The following is an 18,659-nucleotide window of genomic DNA, read 5'->3' on the forward strand; positions in this document are numbered from 1 at the left end:
CATCCCTATGAAACTGTTATTACCATGAAGAAACATGTACTACAACTGTTAATGGCGCTCCTGCTAGGTATGCCGTCTATGTTGCTTGCGCAGCGTTCTTTTTCAGACGCGCGCATTAACTATAAGATAGACTTGCCACCCGAGCAACTGCAAATGGACGCTATGCTTGCCAACAGCACGCTTACGCAATACATCCGTGGCGATGCCAGCCGCATTGATATGAACCTGGTGATCGTAAACTACACTTACCTGATCAACAGTAAGCTGAAAACGGTAACTACCCTGCTGGACCGCCATGGCGATAAATACATCATCAGGGGAGATAAAGGATCTTACGAAAAGGAAACCCGTAATTACGAATTGATCAAGTTCACCGATCAGAAAGAAACGAAAGAGATATTGGGGTATAAATGCAAGCGCTCTATTGGCAAAATGCCTGATGGCACCAGCTTCGAAGTATTTTACGCGCCCGACCTGGTACCGGAAAACCGCCTGTACAACCGGCGTTTCATGAATTTGCCAGGCATCCCGCTCGAATTTGATATCATCACCGGCCCTTCTTCCAAAATGAAAGTGACCGCCACGAAGGTGGACCTGAGTCCCGTGCCTGCATCTACGTTCGACGTACCTCGCGGGTATAAGGAGATTAGTCCGGAGGAATTGAGCAAGATGCGTGAGTAGTTAAGTTGAAAGCCGCATCACAAACCCGCGTGAACAGCCGTACGAAATAACGAATCTCCGTAAGATAGCAAGTCGCGTGAATAGTCAGACCTGGCTATACGCAATGATGAAGCAACGGACCTCGTAAAATAGCAAGCCGGGGTAAACCCACCTGCGAGCCTCTATAAGAAACAAAAAACGCTGCCGGAATCGGCAGCGTTTGTCTTTGTAAAATATTATTTTCTAACACTATTATCCTCTGCGTAATGGCAGGTTGATCTGCAGCTGGTGGTATTTGTTACCGGCCTGCTGTGGCACCTGGAAAGAATAAGGTACTACATAAGTAACATTACCCTTTTTATAAGTCATAATCGATTTCACGTTAACGGTGTTATTATCGATCAGTTTAAATTCTGAATTAAGGATGCCGCTGTATTTAAAACCGGCATCGAGGCTGAGGCCTTTTTTCGGCATGGCTGATAAGTTAAGTTTCACCTCGGTTTTCTTGGTAGTCTTAGTCTTATCATCCTCCGAAATCAAGCCGGCATCATTGGCCGAGACCTTCAGCGCACCTAAAATCAGGAGCGTTGAAAGCACACAAGACAATGTGAACGTTTGCGTTATGTATAGTATCCTTTTCATTGCAACACTTATTGCACCACAAATATACGAAATTTTATATCTCGTAACATATTCTTAACGGAAATTCACAAAATCTCTTAAAAAAATGTTAAAAAGTTTCTCTGCCGTAGGTTTCCGGATTTTGGCGGCAGGTCGAAAATCCCCTATATTTACGTTAATGAATCACGATTTCCCATCATTTAACGAGTTTAACGAGGATTTTGAAGACTTGAGGGACCTGCTTCAGCAGTATGAAAATCTGGTGGCGGGCCGGGCTCACTCTTTTCTGGATGAGGATTCTTTTGAGCAGATCATCGATTATTACGATGAGCATGACGAGTTGATCAACGCCATCCATGCGGCCGAACTGGCCATCGAGCAGTTTCCTTATTCTTCCACTCTGCTCCTGAAAAAATCCGGACTTTTAATAGAAACCAAGAAATATAAAGAGGCGTTGTCGCTGTTAGACAAGGCAGAATTGCTGGATAGCAACGATATTAACCTCTATATCCTAAAGACAGACGTGTTCCTGGCTATGAACCAGCACGAAAAGGCCGCTGCCGTACTCGAAGAGCAGATCGACCATTTCGATGGGGAAGACCGCACCGAACTGCTGCTGGAGCTGGCCGACGTATACGACGACTGGGAGGAGTTTGAAAAGGTATTTGATTGCCTCAAGATTTTACTTGAGCACGATCCTAACAACGAAGAGGCGCTGCATAAGATCTGTTTCTGGACGGAGTTTACCGGCCGTAATGAAGAAAGCATCCGCCTGCACACCAATATTATTAACGAGCACCCGTATAACCAGCTGGCCTGGTTTAACCTCGGTACCGCTTTCCAGGGCTTAAAGCTTTACGAGAAGGCTATCGACGCTTATCAGTATGCGGTGGCAATCGATGAAAAGTTCGATTACGCCTATCGCAACATGGGCGATGCTTTCATTCGCCTGCGTAAGTACAACGAAGCCATCGACGTGCTCTCCAAACACCTGGAGATCGCCAAGCCGGAGGATGTGATCTATGAGGCGATCGGTCATTGTTACGAGCGTATGCGCAAGTATACCCAGGCACGTTACTATTACCGCAAAGCTTCGCACCTAAGCCCGAATGACGATAAGTTATATTATAAGATAGCCGTGGCCTATATGACCGAAGCTAACTGGGATAATGCAATTAAGTCACTACAGGCGGCGCTGAAGATCAATAAGCAAAGCGCCGAGTATAATATGGCCCTGGGAGAGTGTTACCTTGAACAGGGGCGTACGAAAGATGCCCTTATCCATTTCGTGAACGCGGTACGCATCCGGCCGAGTAGTCCGAACGCCTGGCAGGAGCTGATCCGGGGATTGTATGTAGCTGGTTTCTACGAAGAAGCCCTCGCGCAGCTGGAAGCAGCCGAAGCAAAGCTGGGCCGTAAACCGGTGTTCCTTTATTATCGGGTGGCCCTGCTCATTGCAGAAGGCAAAACGAAGGAAGGATTGCTGCAGCTTGAGAATGCCTTACAGGTAGCGCCACGACAGATCAAAAAGCTGGTAGAACTGGACCCGTCCATCCTGCAGCATACCTCTGTGGTAGAGCTTATTTCCCAGTACCGTAAAAAACGTTGATCGCAGTATTTTGGGCCCTCGTCTAATTTCTTCCCTCACAATTCAGTATACTTCTTATTTTTGCGGCGGTTTTGCAGAAAACCGATGTAAACAGCTATAACATTCCCGGTATTCAAAGGGATACCATGTAAAAAGGCCAACGCTCTTTTGATGGGTTACGACTGACCATTAAGAAGAAAAACTATGTTGCAAATGAATTTTAATCTGACACAAATCCCGGAAAGAACGGCTAAGCCACGTAATTTCGGTCTCACAATGGTAATGGACAAGGGTCTTAGCCTGGAGGAAGCAAGGAATTTCATATCAGTAGCAGCACCGCATGTGGATATCGTGAAGCTCGGTTTCGGGACTTCATTCGTAACACCTAACCTTCGTCAAAAGATAGAACTGTACCAGGAAGCCGGCCTCCCTGTATATTTTGGCGGCACGCTGTTCGAAGCTTTCCTGATCCGCAACCAGTTCGAGGACTATGTAAAAGTATTAAACGACTATAATATTAAACACGTAGAGGTTTCTGATGGCTCTATCACCATCCCGCATTCTGAAAAATGTGGCTATATTGAGAAACTGGCCAAACAATTCACCGTACTGAGCGAAGTTGGTTCTAAAGACGCTGAGCACATTATTCCTCCCTATAAATGGATCGAATTGATGCGCGCAGAACTGGAAGCCGGCGCCAGTTATGTAATTGCCGAAGCACGCGAAAGCGGTAACGTTGGTATTTACCGTGGTTCGGGAGAGGTACGTGAAGGCCTGGTGCAGGAGATTCTCACACAGATCCCAGCTGAAAAAATCATTTGGGAAGCACCGCAGAAAGCGCAACAGCTGTACTTCCTGGAACTGGTAGGTTGCAACGTAAACCTCGGTAACCTTGCTCCACACGAAATGATCTCCCTCGAAGCGATGCGTGTAGGTTTAAGAGGCGATACTTTCCACCTGTTCCTGAATAACAAAGACTAGCGAGATAAACTATTCGTTTTATAATGTCCTCTGTAGTAGATTTACACCTGCTACAGAGGACATTCTTTTTAATAACATTACATGAAAGTATACGGATTGATCGGCTTCCCCTTAAGCCACTCCTTTTCGAAAGTTTTTTTGCTGAGAAATTTTCACGCGAACACATACAGGGATGCCTGTACGAAAACTTTCCGCTGGAAAATATTTCGCAGTTCCCGGAGCTGTGGAAACAACAGCCTGACCTGAAAGGGATCAACGTAACTATCCCTTATAAACAAGAGGTGATCCCTTTCCTGGATGAGCTGAGCGCAGCGGTGAAAGAGATTGGTGCGGTCAACTGCGTCCGCCTCGGTGAAGATGGTAAACTGAAAGGCTTTAATACCGACGTGATCGGCTTCCGCCGTTCGCTGGAGCCTTTATTGCAGCCGCATCATAACAAAGCATTGGTGTTAGGTACAGGTGGCGCAGCAAAAGCAGTGAAGTTTGTCTTAAAGGAACTCGGCATAGGCTTTAAAGAAGTAAGCCGCAACGCCACCGATACCGCTATTGCTTACGAATCGCTTACCCCGGCGATGATGGAGGAATATACACTGATCATCAACACAACACCGCTAGGCATGTATCCGAAAGTAGATACTGCACCGCCCATTCCTTATGAATATATTACGGACAGGCATTTGCTGTACGACCTGGTGTACAATCCAGCCGTCCCATTGTTCCTCGAAAAGGGCGCGGCAAAAGGCGCTGTGATCAAGAACGGGCACGAAATGCTCATTCTGCAGGCAGAGGCCAGCTGGGAAATCTGGAACAGTTAATTGTTCGGCTTAATCAGGTAATACATACAAGTCGTGAAGAAGTTCCGTACGAACGGAATACTTTTCATAAAACCGAACTGCTCGCGCGGTTGCAGGTTAAACTTGTATTTATAGATAGGGTTGATGAGGTAGTATTTTTTCTTCGTGATGTGGTAATTCGCTTCCTTCGCAATTTTCTCGAAACGTTCGATTGTAATGCCCGTATCCACCAGCTCCATCAGCTCCTGGATGGTAGACGGATGCTCGCCCGCCATGCGCAACAGTCCGCGGTAAACAGGCCTGGGCAGCACATGTATCCACGGTAACATGCTGATTACTTTGTTCTGGCAGATTTGCTGGTGACCACCATGCGGCATGTACCATGGCGGAAAGCCGAAATACACCTGTCCGCGTACGGTGAGCAGGTCTTTCAGGTAAGCAATGAGTTTATGTTGCTCGGGGATATGTTCGATCGCATCTTTTAAGATGATGAGATCAAATGAGTTTTTGAACTCGCCCATGAAGTCGACGTCGTAAATATTTTTCGCGATCAGCTTCAGCTGACCGTTATCTACATACTGTTTAAGAAAACCGTTTGCCAGCGCGATCCTTTCGGGGAAGAGGTCTACGCCTACGCAGTAACATCCTGTTTCAAGAAATGGCGTAAGTACACCACCTTCGCCGCAGCCGATCTCCATTACGCGGAGGCCTTTAAGGTCGGGCATTTCCTGCTGAATGAACGGCAATACGTAATTGCGGGAGTTGTCTACCTGTTGCTGGTAGCGTAGGTTTGCGTCTGTGTGTTGCTTAAGCGCCATCTTTTTCTGAAAATTGTGTGAAAATAGATAAAAAATCCGGAGCGCAATGCAACCGAATATTTGGAATGATTTTAGTCTTTATTGAGATATGAGCAGCAAACTCCTGAATGTACTGTTCCTGCTGACGTTGCCAGTGCTGGCGGCGGCACAGCAACGCATCGAAAAAGTGGTGGCATATTACGACTCATCGGCGGTAGCGGAACTGTACGACTATGCACCCGTAGGCTTCGAAGTCATTTATAAAGACGGCTCCAGCCGCGCTACCGTAGGCCTTTCCGGCGGCACCATCCGTTGGAATCAGTTGACCGTGCAAACGGATGATGGTACTTTCCGGAACGGGCAGTTTCATTTTAACCGCGCTGCTATTCGCCCTAAACGTTACCTCGCACATTTTACCGTTAGCCTGAAAGAAGCGCCGGGACAGCAGTTCGGAGTAGATCTGCAGTTGCCTTATCTTACCGATATCCGTTTTCGCCAATACACCGATAGCCTCAAACGGGGCGAATACTTTTACGTGAACGTAGAAGGTGTATATAGCAGCGGCCGCATCTTTCCGCTGGATACGGGGCGTGTGCATTTAAGCGTACAGGGCGCAGAGCTGCACGGGCAGGACGTGCTGCTGGACAGGTACGATTCCACCACTAAAATAATTCACGTAGAGGCCGTATACCGCCTTAATTCGGATCTGAAAATCAAAGCGGCAATACCGGTCAAGCAAGGGCCGGAGGACTTGTCGGGACTCATCAAAAATGAAAAAGACGTACTGCAACCAAGCCGGAAGAAAAAAGGATATTAGGCTGAAAGGCTTTGCTATAAAGGATTTCAGAAAATAATTCAGAATTGCTTCGACTTTAATTTGCTTATTATCAACTTATAGTTACCTTTGCATCGGCAAGTCTTATACGACCAGCTCCTGCTGAATCCCCCAGGACAGGAATGTAGCAAGGGTAGGCGGTTGAAGCGGTGCGATATAAGTAACTTGCCACTTTTTTTTCCAGTGGTTCTCACTACCTCTCTATAGCATCCTCGCTCATAAAAATTAGATCTACTTCTGTAACTCCCACGTAAAACAGCTAAAATAGCTTTAGCAAGTTTATCTTTATTCTTACATTTGGAAACATTATAACCAATTTAATCATGAAATTTTTTATTGATACCGCTAACCTGGCACAGATAAAAGAAGCAAACGATCTGGGCATTCTTGACGGCGTAACGACGAATCCGTCCCTGATGGCGAAAGAAGGCATCAACGGTGCCGACAATATCCTGAAGCATTACGAAGCGATCTGCGAGATCGTGGATGGCGATGTAAGCGCAGAAGTATTGTCTACCGACTTTGCAAGCATCATCGAAGAAGGTAAGAAACTGGCGGCTATTCATCCGAACATCGTGGTGAAGGTGCCAATGATCAAAGACGGTGTTAAAGCCATCAAATGGTTTACAGACAACGGTATTAAAACTAACTGTACCCTGGTATTCTCTGCCGGTCAGGCTATCCTGGCGGCTAAAGCAGGCGCCAGCTACGTATCTCCGTTCATCGGTCGCATCGACGACAGCAGCTGGGATGGTGTTGAACTGATCGCACAGATCTCGCAGATTTACAGCCTGCAGGGCTTTAAAACAGAGATCCTGGCCGCTTCTATCCGCAACGCCCTTCACATTGTGAAATGTGCGGAAGTTGGTGCGGACGTGTGTACCTGCCCGCTGGATTCCATCCTCGGCCTGTTGAAACACCCGCTGACCGACATTGGTCTGGCTAAATTCCTCGAAGACGCAAAGAAACTCTAGTAGTACTGCGATATTTTAAAAACCCGGTAAGCTTGCTTGCCGGGTTTTTTATTGCGCGCTTGGTTTACTCAAATAAATTTTAGTACCTTGATACCTCGTAAAGCTAGGTGCCACGTTATGCAATACTATCTATCCGTTTCCACATCTAAAAGATTTACCGCATTAAGCATATGAAGCAACAGTACATCATGGCCCTCGATCAGGGTACTACCAGTTCGCGCGCCATCATATTCGATAAGGGAGGTAACACCATCGCTGTTGCCCAGAAAGAGTTTCCGCAGATTTACCCGCAACCGGGCTGGGTAGAGCACGATGCCATGGAAATATGGACCACCCAGGCCAGCGTAGCAGCCGAAGTATTACTCAAGGCAGAGATTGACGGCGACCAGGTATGTGCTATCGGTATTACCAACCAGCGCGAAACCACCGTAGTGTGGGACCGTGAAACCGGTAAACCCCTGTATCATGCGATTGTATGGCAGGATCGCAGAACGTCAGCTTACTGTGATGAGCTGCGCGAAAAGGGATACGCCGATACCTTCCGTAAAAAGACCGGTTTGATCGTAGACGCTTACTTCTCCGGCACCAAGATCCGCTGGATATTAGAGAACGTGGACGGTGCACGAGAGATGGCGAACAAAGGCAGGCTGGCGTTCGGTACGATCGACAGCTGGCTGGTATGGAACTTCAGTAAAGGACAATTACATATTACCGATGTGAGCAACGCCTCGCGTACGCTGTTATATAACATTCACACCATGTCGTGGGACCAGGAGCTGATGGACATACTCGGCATTCCCGCGTCTATGCTGCCAGAAGTGCGGCAGAGCAGCGAAATGTATGGTTATACCGAGGCTACGCTTACACCTTATCGTATTCCCATCGGCGGTATTGCCGGCGACCAGCAGGCGGCGTTATTCGGGCAGATGTGTACGGAGCCGGGTATGGTGAAGAATACTTATGGTACCGGGTGTTTTATGGTGATGAATACGGGAGATAAGATCATTGAATCCAGCAACAACCTGCTCGCCACTGTCGCCTGGAAGGTAAACGGCAAGGTACAGTACGCGCTGGAAGGCAGCATATTCATCGGTGGCGCGGTAGTACAGTGGCTGCGCGACGGGCTGGGCATCATCCGCAGCTCCGGCGATGTGGAGCAGCTGGCACTTTCAGTAAAAGATACTGATGGGGTGTATCTCGTACCGGCCTTTGCGGGATTGGGCGCACCACACTGGAACCAATACGCACGGGGAACGGCCGTGGGGCTTACGCGTGGCACAACGGCAGCACACCTTTCACGGGCGGCGCTGGAAAGTATTGCTTACCAGACGGTCGATGTATTAAAAGCCATGGAGGCAGATGCGGGCATTCGTATTGCTGAATTGCGGGTAGATGGCGGTGCTACTGCCAACGACCTGCTGATGCAGTTCCAGAGCGATGTGCTGAATGCTGCGGTAGTAAGGCCGAAGATCACCGAAACTACTGCGCTGGGCGCCGCCTATCTCGCCGGACTGGCCTGTGGTTTCTGGAAAGATATGGATGAAGTGCGCACGCAATGGCAACAAGACCGTAAGTTTGAGCCGCAGATGGAAGACGCGCAGCGTACACCTTTACTCAAAGGCTGGAAGCGCGCCGTGAATGCAGCAAAGGCCTGGGCGAACGATTCAAATGATTAATTAAATACACGTTATGAGTCCCTTTTTAGCAGAATTTTTAGGCACCGCCCTCCTGATTGTACTGGGTAACGGCGTAGTAGCCAACGTATTACTTACCAAAAGCAAAGGCCAGAACGGCGGCTGGATCGTGATCACCTTCGGTTGGGCGATGGCAGTTTTTGTAGGCGTGTACTCGGTAGGTTCCTTTAGCGGCGCGCATCTGAGCCCGGCGGTTACGCTGGCACTGGCCGTGGCTGGCAAGTTTGCCTGGGAGCAGGTGCCCTTGTATTTCCTGGCGCAGCTGCTTGGGGCCATGACCGGCTCCATCACCATGTGGCTGGCCTACAAACAACACTTCGACCAAACCACGGATGCGGACCTCAAGATGGCGGTATTCTGTACTTCGCCAGCCATCCGCAACCCGTTCTATAACTTATTAACGGAGATCATCGGAACATTTGTGCTGATCCTGGGTGTGTTTTACATCGCCAAACCCGGAGTAGGACTGGGCGCACTGGATGCCTTACCGGTAGCGCTACTCGTACTCGCCATCGGCTTGTCATTGGGCGGCCCAACCGGTTACGCCATTAACCCGGCGCGTGACCTGGGACCGCGCCTGGCGCACTTCATCCTGCCTATTCCCGGTAAGCGCGACAGCGATTGGGCATATTCCTGGGTGCCGATCGTAGGCCCGTTCATAGGAGCCGCATTGGCAGCGTTGGTCTTTATGCAGTTGTCGTAAAACGAGCAGCACTATAAAAAACGAAGGGGTTTGACTGGTAAGTCAGCCCCTTTTTTGTTGCCCGGCGGCGGCGGTGCGGCCGGTTTCCGCCAGGGTATACAACGCGCATCGCCAGGTCAACATAGGCAAACCCGTTAATATCCTACCAACATCCCGTAACCATCCTTTACATTGCCTAGGTTCATCCTAGGTTCAACCTAGGTTCATCCTTCGTTCAACCTACGTTCATGAGCCTAGGTTGAACGAAAGATTAACGAAAGGTAAGCCTAGGATGAACCTATGGTCCTTAAAGGATCAACGGAGGATGCAGCATGGATGGGCCTTCCCTGTACAGACGCTATGCAGGCGGATGGGCCGGGGAGCAATTTATCGGGGAATTTCGGATGATAGTATTTTACCATTTTTTGGAAAGGTGAAGAGCGCCGTGAATGTTGAACGGAGCAACGGACGCTTAACAGGGGACCAATGATCAAATCCGGAAAATCTTACTATTAACTTTCAAAGTTTTCTGAAAGTTTAGTAACTTTGCGGAGACTAAGTGATGGTACGGCATTTGCCGCAACGACTTAGTGAGTATCAAAGAATAAGAGAAGAGACTAGGAACATTAAAACTTAAGATATGTTACAGCCAAACATCCCGGAAACCAGTCAGCCCCGCGTGGTTATCGTGGGGGGAGGATTCGGAGGCATCATGTTAGCCAAAACTTTAAGAAAGGCACCCGTGCAGGTAGTATTGCTCGACAGGAATAACTATCACCTCTTTCAACCCCTCCTGTACCAGGTAGCAACGGCAGGCTTGGAACCGGATAGCATTGCGTTTCCGCTCCGCGGGATTTTTAAAAGGCAAAAGAATTTTCACTTCCGCATGGCCGAGGTATTATCGGTAAATACGGCGGGCAACATACTCGACACTAATATTGGCCCCATTCGCTACGACCACCTCATACTCGCCACGGGCAGTAACACTAACTTCTTCGGTAACAAGCAGATAGAGCAGCATGCGATCGGCATGAAATCGTTGATAGAGGCGGTGCAAATCCGTAATTACGTATTGAAGCAATTCGAAGAAAGCCTGCTGATGACGGACGAAACGGCTATACGCCAGAAGCTGAACTTCGTGATGGTAGGCGGTGGACCAACGGGTGTGGAACTGGCAGGTGCGTTTGCAGAATTGCGGGAGTACATCCTGCCGAAAGATTACCCGGAGCTGCCTGTACACCTCATGGAGGTGTACCTCATCGAGGCCGGCCCCAAAGTGCTGGCGGCCATGAGTGAGCAATCGTCTGAGAAAACGGTGAGAGGATTGCGTAAACTGGGTGTGAAGGTATTGATTAACACCGCGGTGAAGGATTATGACGGCCAGGTACTCACGCTGGGAAATGGGGAACAGATCCGTTCCCAGTCACTGTTATGGTCTGCTGGTGTAAAGGGTGTACCTATTGCAGGCATCGCGCAAGATGCCCTGATCCCGAACGGACGCATTTTGGTGAACGAGTTTAACCAGGTAAAAGGACATACGAATGTGTATGCGATCGGCGACGCGGCACAGCTGGCCAATGATGAGCGCTACCCGAAGGGATACCCGATGGTGGCGCAGGTAGCTACGCAGCAGGGTAAAAACCTGGGTAACAACATCCGCCGGCAATTGAAAGGCGAAACGATGACGGCATTTAAATACAAAGATCTCGGCAGTATGGCTACGATTGGTCGTCACCGTGCGGTGGCGGAGTTCCTCGGACTAAAGCTGGGCGGTTATTTCGCGTGGATCGTGTGGATGGTCGTACACTTGCTGAACCTGATGGGCTTCCGTAACAAGATGGTGGTATTCATTAACTGGGCGTACCGTTACCTTACGTTCGACCGGGGCACACGTATCATCATTAAACGGGGTGCAGCGAATATTGTAAAATTGAGACAAACGATAGATTCGCCCAGTGATGTGGCATTAAATCAGTCATAAAAGAAAAGCGGCTGCCTTATACGACAGCCGCTTTTTTATTTCCTGTTTTTGAGGGAGTTCATTTGTAACGTTCCCACGAGCTCGTCTGCCCGGCCGCCGAGGGAGCGGTAGTACACCAGCACGGTGTAATTATTTTCCGCTTCCCACCAATCGCCTTCGGTGTTCTCGGTACTCATTTTACCGTTGTTGGTGCGGTCTATCAACCCGTATATGTAATTATAGAAACCTTGCTTCAATACCAGGCTGCCTTCGTATGCGCGGCGCTGGCCATTGTAACGCAGGCGGTTGTCTTCGTTGCACTCATAGTTCGTCAATTCTCCGAACAGGTACAAGTCATAACCGGCGTAGGGCTCCGGAGATGGATAGGTGAAATTCACCGTGGCATAGTCGCCTTCGATGTTTACGTCGTAGTTATCCAACATGGCCGGTTGAAACCTGCCATTGATATCGCCCAGGTAGAAGTAGCGGCCATTCCCTCTTTCCGGGTCTGGTTGCGCATACACGATCGTGCCCGTTTTGAGGTAGTCGGTGTGTGCCACGCGTTCGGTCTGCAAACGCAGGCTGCGCAGGTCGATCCACCGCCACTCCTTACCTGCCGGGAACTGGCAGTCGTTTTCAGCATTGTATTCCAGCACATCGCCTTTTACAAACATCGGTTTGATGCCGGTGATCGCATTATCCCACCGGTTGTTCTGCAGGATCACCACCTTAACCTGCATGAACGGGTTGTTGACGTTCAATGCTTTGATGTTGATGGAGAAGTTTACCTTCTGGTGTGTTTTAAATGTTTTCGGACTGATGGGCGTAGAAATAAATCCGCCGGTAGAGGCCTTCGTATCCAGCACCATAAAGCGGCGGGTAAAGGCCAGCTGACTGGTATCGCTGTTGAGATAAACTTTCAGCATATAGTTGCCCGACTTGATAGGCGTACAGCTGTTGTTTGGAAAATCGAGACTGTAGTGCGTGTAGCGCTGCAACGTCATACGGGAGAACTTCGAGTCTTGTATCCTGTTTTCGGTAAAGCCGCGCAGGTAATCGAATATGTTATAGTTGGAGCGTGACCAGTCGGCGTTGCAATGCACGATGGTGTAGTAGTAACTTTTTACATCGGCATCCAGGTCGTCGAAGCTGAGCGACAGTTTTTCGCCGCTGTTAAGTGTGATGATCGGCGTGGAAAGCGGGTCGCCGCTGCGGGTCAGTTTAACGGTCTTGATGTTCTTCAGGTACACATGGTCCGGCGTCTGCACATCGGCCTGCGCGTGGGCTACGTAGCCGCAGCCCAGCAACAGGCATAGTAATATCGAAAAAGCTGTTCTCATAATGCTGTAATGGGCATTTAAGGTACAACTATTTGCCCAGTTTGTCCAGCGTTGGCGGCGGCGAGCAGGTTGCCCTGTAGCGGCTGGTATAAGGCGGCACTATCAAAATAAGTTTGCCATTTTTCCTGGGCATGCAGGAGGGGCGCGGCTAACAGCAGCAGGGGGAGTAGTGGTTTCGTGCTGCAATATTAATAAGGCCGCGCAGGTGTCGCCGGTGGATGTGACTAAACGATAATGGCATGTGACGAACAGTTGCGATGTTGTTTTGGCAAATTTTCTTTAGGTTTGATGCGCGTAAATGTCATTCATGCGAGTATCGTTTTTCATTGCCCGGCGAATCGCCTTCAACAAGGCTTCGTCGTTTTCCCGTTTCATCATCACGATTGCCACTGCGGCTACCGCTATCAGCGTGGCGGTAATGATACTGGCTACGGCGCTGGTAACGGGCTTTCAGCAAACGATACAGGACAAGATATTCAGCTTTTGGGGTCACCTGCATGTAAACCTGTACCAGCCGAATGCGAGTCCGCTCACGGAGCAGCCGCCGATCTTCAATGACGCAAACTTTCGACAGAAGGCGCTGGCGCTTCCGGGTGTGACGGGCATCAATACGTTCGCCACCAAATCGGTACTTGTAAAGGCGGGCAAAGATATAGAGGGAATGATCTTCAAAGGCGTAGGGCCCGATTATAACTGGCAGAACATCGGCCGCTTTTTACAGGAAGGCCGCCTGATCAAATATAACGACTCGGCTTTTGCTTCGGAAGTGCTCGTCTCCGCGGGTACCGCCACCTTGCTTAACCTCAAACTGAATGATCCGATTATCGTGTACTTCGTGCGTGGCGGCGGGTTGCCACCGAGGGCGCGTAAACTTACGATCGTGGGGATTTATAAGACGGGCATCGAAGAGTACGATAAAACCTATTTCCTGGGCGACCTGCAACTGATCCGCAAGCTGAATGAGTGGGAAGATAACCAGATAGGCGGGTACGAGATCTTTCTGAAAGACTATACGAAGATGGACGAAACCGCAGAACTGCTGGTGGATTTCATGCCGGAGAAGCAGACCGTACGCACGATGAAGGATATTTATCCCAACATCTTCGACTGGCTGGCGCTGCAGAACAAAAATGAGGTGATCATACTGATCATCATGACGATCGTTGCCATTATCAACATGGTAACGGCCATCCTCATCCTCATCCTGGAGCGCACCAACATGGTAGGTATTCTTAAAGCCCTGGGCATGCACGATAACAGTCTGCAGGAGATCTTCGTGTTCCAGAGTGCGTATATCGTCTTAACCGGCGTGGTAATTGGGAATGTCATTGGGCTGGGACTGGCCTTCCTGCAGCAGCAAACAGGTTTCTTCAAACTGCCCGAAGAGTCATATTATATGAGCGTGGCGCCCATCGCCCTGCAGTGGTGGAAGGTGGCGCTGATCAACGTTGGTACACTCGTCATTTGTACCGTCATCCTTTATATTCCTTCTATATTGATCCGGAAGATCGTTCCGGTGCGGGCGATACAGTTTAAGTAGGCGGGGGGCATGGCTATGGCTGCCTGGTTTAGATAAGCGGTATTCGCATGGGTAACGCTGCCGTGCGATAAATATTCCCTGTGGCCGACCGGTTTAAATAAACAGGATTCGCACGCACTGCCAATGGCAACGCTGTTCTAAATCAGCAACCGTCCACAAATAATCCCCGTAGCCACAGCGGCATTCAGCGACTCGGCCCCGCCCAGTCGCGGGATGGTGATGCGGTGGCTGCATAGCTCCATAACTTCGTCACTCAGTCCGCGGGATTCGTTGCCGATGAGGATCATGCCTTCGGTGATTTTGCCATAGCCGGCGATATTATCGCCGTGAAGCGTGGCGGCGTAGGAGGGGACGGTGGTATCTGCCAGCAGGGACACCAGGTCGGTGGTATATACTTTCACCCGGGTAATGCTTCCCATAGTAGATTGAACGGTTTTGGCATTGTAGGCGTCCACGCAGTCGGGGGAGCAAATCACCTGCGTAATGCCAAACCAGTCGGCTATACGAATAATGGTGCCCAGGTTGCCCGGGTCCTGCACGGTTTCCAGTACCAGGCTTACCTGCCCGTACAGTACCGGCTTTTCAGCAGCCGGAATGGCCACTACAGCCAGTGCGCCGTTAGGGGTGGAGAGGGAGGAGAGTTGTTTCAGTACGGCGGCATCCACTTCTGTTACATTGGCGCCAGCTGCCTTTTCGGCCAGGTCGCGGTGATCTTCCAGCCACTCGCGGGTAGCATATACTCCGGCAACCTGTTGGTTGGCCAGTAGTAACTCCTGCACGATCTTATCACCCTCCGCTACAAACTGGCCGAATTTTTGACGGTTTTTTTTTAGCTGTAATGCCTGAATATATTTAATTTGCGCCTTTGACAACATAGGGTCAAACCTACATGAATTACTTCATTCGGCCAAGCCGTGAAGTTATTGCCGGACAGGAAAATCTCAAATAAAGTTAATTAGAATCCAAGTGCAGAAACCGTTCAACTCCGCATACAATATATGTTTTACGTGCCTGTTGATATGTGCCTGCATCTTTATCAGCGCCTGTTCCAATACCAAGTACCTGCAAAAAGACCAGCGCCTGTTTACCGGCAGCGAAATGACCATCAACGGTGAAATCACATCCACCGAAAAGCAGGAATTAAAAAGCGCCCTCAGTTCCAAATCACTCATGTTGCAGCAACCCAATACCAAGTTTTTGGGGATGCGCACCCGCGTTTGGCTGTACAACCAGAAATACAACGAAAAGAAGTCAAACTGGTTCTGGCACCTGGTGCTGGCTCCCCGTAACCTGGAGGAGCCTGCCATTTACGATTCCGCTAAAACGCGGGAGTCGGTAGACAGGATGACCACTTACCTGAACAACCAGGGGTTCTTTTATGCGCAGGTAAAACATGAGGAAGAGGTAAAGAACCAACGCGTGTCGCTGAAGTACGAGGTGAATACCGGCAAAAACTTCGTGATCGACAAGGTGATTTTTGCCATTCCCGATTCGGCTATCCGGAACGTGGTGCTGGAGAACCAAACGTTATCTCTACTCAAAAAAAATACGGTTTACAAAGGTGAAACACTTAACGCGGAGCGCGAACGCCTGACGAGGGTGCTGCGTAATGCGGGCTACTATAAGTTTCCCCGCGATCTCATCGAGTTTGAACTGGATACGCTTAACAAATCACTGTTCAAAAACGCCCTTAACCCTTTCGAGAACCTCACCGGCATTTTCAATAACCGCGACCAGTCCAAACTTACACTGGATGTAGAAGTACGCATCAATAAGCCCACAGACTCCAGCAGTACGGAAGATAAATTGTATTACATCGATAGTATCTATGTTTACCCCGACCTTCCGCTTGCAGGCAACCTGAATGATTCTACGTTAAAAGAAACACAGCGCCGCGCATTTACCGTCCGTTCGTACTCCGATAACCTGCGACCCGGTGTGCTCGCACGTTCCATCCTCATACGCCCGGGTAATAAATATTCGATCGATAGCTACAACGGCACCATCAATAAACTGTACGACCTTAACCTGTTCCAGTTCATCACCCTGCAATACCGCGAAAAGCAGGACAGCCTGCATAAACTGGACGCCTACATCCAGATGACGCAGAAAAAGCGCCAGGAGCTTGGGTTAACGGCCGACGTAACGACCAGTTCCGACTACTTTGTAGGTAGCAGCCTTTCGCTAAACTACCGCAATTACAATATTAACCGCGCAGCGAACGAGCTACAGGTAAGCCTGAAAGGCGGCGTGGAAATCGTACGTAACGACGGCCGCTTCGCCCTGCAAACGCGCGAGTATGGCATCGAAAGTAACCTCACGTTCCCACGGTTTATTACGCCGTTTTTCCGGGTGCCGCAGAGTAATCGCTCCACGGCCAAAACCAGGGTGAGCGCAGGCTTCAGCTCTATTTCCCGTGTAGAGAAGTTCGTGATCTCCACCCTGTCGTCCAGCTTCGGTTACGAGTGGAATGAGTCGATCTACAAACGGTGGATTCTCCGCCCGATCACGCTGAACTACGTGGGTACGGAGTTAACAAAAGTGTTCCGCGATTCGGTGGTGAACCTCAGTCCGTACCTGGTGCGCAGCTTTGAGCCGGCATTTATCGGCGGTGAGTCCTTCACCTTCATCTACACCAATAACGATGCGTTGCACACTAAACGTAATTCCTTTGTACGCGTAAACTTTGAAGAATCAGGCTTGTGGCTGAAGGGGTTGAACAGCGCGATCTACGGCATTTCCAGCAAGAACACCAGTCTCGAAATGGGTACTAATGTGAAGATATCGCAGTTCGTTAAGCTGGATGCCGATTACCGCATTTACTGGAACAGGCCGAAAGCCTCCACGGTGGCGCGGGCGTATATTGGTGTGGGTTTACCGTACGGGCAGTCGGACGTATTGCCTTACATCCGCCAGTACACTTCAGGTGGACCGAACAGCATCCGCGCCTGGCGCTTACGTACGCTGGGTCCGGGTTCTTATGTTGACACTTCTGCTACGGCAGCCATCTTCCCCGATCAAACGGGTGATATGAAACTGGAAGCTAACCTCGAATATCGTTTTGATATTTTACGCCTATTCAACGGCACCATCAACCTCAAAGGCGCTACCTTCCTGGATGTAGGTAACATCTGGATGCTTAAACGCGACACCGTTCGTCCCGGCGCGGAGTTCCGTTTCTCTAAACTGTATAACGACCTGGCAATTGGTACAGGTGCGGGTTTACGGCTTGACTTCTCCTTCTTCGTGGTTCGTTTCGATTGGGGATTACCGCTGAAGAAACCTTTCCGTACCGATGCGGAGGATAAGAGCTGGTACATCAGCAAGTGGGATTTGGGCAGTGGCACCTGGCGTAAAGAGAATATTATCTGGAACGTGGCGATCGGCTATCCGTTCTAGCAGAACGGGCGGCCGCTTATCGCATACCGCCCGTCCATCTTATATAATCGTAGCTTTCGTTTGTTCAATAAACTGCTGAATGTCGTAGGCATCTTCCACCCTAAATTCGCCGATGCGTGTACGGCACAACGCACTCATATAACCGCCGCAACCCACGGCCGCACCGTAATCATTGGCCAGTGAGCGGATGTACGTACCAGTGCTGCATACCACACGGAAGTGTACCACAGGCAGTTCTACCTTCGTAATCTCAAATTCCGCAATGAAGATCTTCCGCGGCTCCACTTTTACTTCCACGCCTTTACGGGCCAGTTCATAAATCGGTTTGCCGTTTTGTTTAATGGCAGAGTGGATCGGCGGTAACTGCTGCTGTTCGCCTGTAAATTGGTTGGCAATTTCCTGTAAGGCAGCCTTGTCCAGTTCCGGCACTGGTTTAAAGTCCGTCGGTTCAGATTCCAGGTCGTAGGTAGGGGTTACTGCGCCCAGTGTGAATGTGCCGGTATATTCTTTCTCCTGCGCCTGGTACTCATTGATTTTTTTAGTCATTTTGCCCGTACAGCAGATGAGCAGCCCGGTAGCGAGCGGGTCCAGCGTACCGGCATGGCCTGTTTTGGCCTTGGTCGTATTGCGGATCTTACGTACAATATCAAATGAAGTCCAGTTCAGCGGCTTGTTCACCAGTATCACCTGTCCCTCCTGGAAAATGTTCTTTTCGGTTTGTTCCATGCCGCAAAGATAATGGAACCGGCGATATCGCGTTACCCGGCCGCCGTTGTGTCACTCACTTGTACCGC

Annotated in this window: 16 protein-coding genes and 1 other RNA gene; 12 read left to right on the top strand and 5 right to left on the bottom strand. The window is 49.7% G+C overall.

Features of this window, described 5'->3' with window-relative positions; translation table 11 throughout:
* The first annotated feature begins 24 nt into the window (after positions 1-24).
* A complete protein-coding gene (locus MKQ68_RS01290; RefSeq protein WP_264281751.1) occupies positions 25-681 on the top strand; it encodes a DUF4412 domain-containing protein in 657 nt (218 codons plus the stop codon).
* Positions 682-912: 231 nt separating this feature from the next.
* Here MKQ68_RS01290 and MKQ68_RS01295 read toward each other — a convergent pair whose 3' ends face one another.
* A complete protein-coding gene (locus MKQ68_RS01295; protein ID WP_264281752.1) occupies positions 913-1,302 on the bottom strand; it encodes a hypothetical protein in 390 nt (129 codons plus the stop codon).
* Between the two features lie 157 nt (positions 1,303-1,459).
* Here MKQ68_RS01295 and MKQ68_RS01300 point away from each other — a divergent pair, with 157 nt between their 5' ends.
* From MKQ68_RS01300 to MKQ68_RS01310, 3 genes are all read left to right on the top strand, one after another.
* A complete protein-coding gene (locus MKQ68_RS01300) occupies positions 1,460-2,890 on the top strand; it encodes a tetratricopeptide repeat protein (RefSeq protein WP_264281753.1) in 1,431 nt (476 codons plus the stop codon).
* Positions 2,891-3,082: 192 nt separating this feature from the next.
* Positions 3,083-3,850 carry a phosphosulfolactate synthase gene (locus tag MKQ68_RS01305; RefSeq protein ID WP_264281754.1) on the top strand — a complete coding sequence of 256 codons (768 nt, stop codon included), beginning with the start codon at positions 3,083-3,085 and terminating at the stop codon, positions 3,848-3,850.
* Positions 3,851-3,873: 23 nt separating this feature from the next.
* On the top strand, positions 3,874-4,665 hold the full coding sequence (locus tag MKQ68_RS01310; protein ID WP_264281755.1) for a shikimate dehydrogenase family protein: 792 nt from the start codon (positions 3,874-3,876) through the stop codon (positions 4,663-4,665).
* Here MKQ68_RS01310 and MKQ68_RS01315 read toward each other — a convergent pair.
* Complete coding sequence (locus MKQ68_RS01315) at positions 4,662-5,462, bottom strand: class I SAM-dependent methyltransferase (RefSeq protein ID WP_264281756.1); 801 nt, start codon at positions 5,460-5,462, stop codon at positions 4,662-4,664. The two genes, MKQ68_RS01310 and MKQ68_RS01315, sit on opposite strands and share 4 nt — an antisense overlap.
* Positions 5,463-5,550: 88 nt before the next feature.
* Here MKQ68_RS01315 and MKQ68_RS01320 point away from each other — a divergent pair, with 88 nt between their 5' ends.
* The 6 genes from MKQ68_RS01320 to MKQ68_RS01345 all read left to right on the top strand — a co-directional run bounded on the left by MKQ68_RS01320 (position 5,551) and on the right by MKQ68_RS01345 (position 11,607).
* On the top strand, positions 5,551-6,258 hold the full coding sequence (locus MKQ68_RS01320; RefSeq protein ID WP_264281757.1) for a hypothetical protein: 708 nt from the start codon (positions 5,551-5,553) through the stop codon (positions 6,256-6,258).
* 93 nt (positions 6,259-6,351) lie between these two features.
* Positions 6,352-6,450, top strand: an RNA gene (gene ffs, locus MKQ68_RS01325) — signal recognition particle sRNA small type.
* Between the two features lie 149 nt (positions 6,451-6,599).
* Complete coding sequence (gene fsa / locus MKQ68_RS01330) at positions 6,600-7,250, top strand: fructose-6-phosphate aldolase (RefSeq protein WP_244837235.1); 651 nt, start codon at positions 6,600-6,602, stop codon at positions 7,248-7,250.
* A 170-nt stretch (positions 7,251-7,420) separates the two neighbouring features.
* The gene (gene glpK / locus MKQ68_RS01335; protein WP_244837234.1) at positions 7,421-8,926 is read left to right on the top strand and encodes a glycerol kinase GlpK; all 1,506 of its coding nucleotides are present in this window, start codon (positions 7,421-7,423) and stop codon (positions 8,924-8,926) included.
* 13 nt (positions 8,927-8,939) lie between these two features.
* Positions 8,940-9,647, top strand: coding sequence for an MIP/aquaporin family protein (locus tag MKQ68_RS01340; protein ID WP_264281758.1), 708 nt, complete (start codon positions 8,940-8,942; stop codon positions 9,645-9,647).
* Positions 9,648-10,266: 619 nt separating this feature from the next.
* Positions 10,267-11,607, top strand: a complete 1,341-nt coding sequence (locus MKQ68_RS01345; protein WP_264281759.1) for an NAD(P)/FAD-dependent oxidoreductase — start codon at positions 10,267-10,269, stop codon at positions 11,605-11,607.
* A gap of 35 nt (positions 11,608-11,642) precedes the next feature.
* Here the strand turns inward: MKQ68_RS01345 and MKQ68_RS01350 are convergent, their stop codons facing one another.
* Positions 11,643-12,926, bottom strand: coding sequence for a type IX secretion system plug protein (locus MKQ68_RS01350; protein WP_264281760.1), 1,284 nt, complete (start codon positions 12,924-12,926; stop codon positions 11,643-11,645).
* A 307-nt stretch (positions 12,927-13,233) separates the two neighbouring features.
* Between MKQ68_RS01350 and MKQ68_RS01355 the strand changes: the two genes are divergently transcribed.
* Positions 13,234-14,466, top strand: a complete 1,233-nt coding sequence (locus tag MKQ68_RS01355) for an ABC transporter permease (RefSeq protein WP_264281761.1) — start codon at positions 13,234-13,236, stop codon at positions 14,464-14,466.
* Between the two features lie 137 nt (positions 14,467-14,603).
* On the opposite strand, the gene MKQ68_RS01360 is transcribed toward MKQ68_RS01355, so the two are convergent.
* Positions 14,604-15,341, bottom strand: coding sequence for a TrmH family RNA methyltransferase (locus tag MKQ68_RS01360; protein WP_264281762.1), 738 nt, complete (start codon positions 15,339-15,341; stop codon positions 14,604-14,606).
* A 91-nt stretch (positions 15,342-15,432) separates the two neighbouring features.
* On the opposite strand from MKQ68_RS01360, the gene tamL reads away from it, so the two are divergent.
* On the top strand, positions 15,433-17,865 hold the full coding sequence (gene tamL / locus MKQ68_RS01365) for a translocation and assembly module lipoprotein TamL (RefSeq protein ID WP_264281763.1): 2,433 nt from the start codon (positions 15,433-15,435) through the stop codon (positions 17,863-17,865).
* Between the two features lie 39 nt (positions 17,866-17,904).
* On the opposite strand, the gene truB is transcribed toward tamL, so the two are convergent.
* Positions 17,905-18,591, bottom strand: a complete 687-nt coding sequence (gene truB / locus MKQ68_RS01370) for a tRNA pseudouridine(55) synthase TruB (protein WP_264281764.1) — start codon at positions 18,589-18,591, stop codon at positions 17,905-17,907.
* Between the last annotated feature and the right edge of the window lie 68 nt (positions 18,592-18,659).

This window comes from Chitinophaga horti (assembly GCF_022867795.2).
GTDB classification, from domain to species: domain Bacteria; phylum Bacteroidota; class Bacteroidia; order Chitinophagales; family Chitinophagaceae; genus Chitinophaga; species Chitinophaga horti.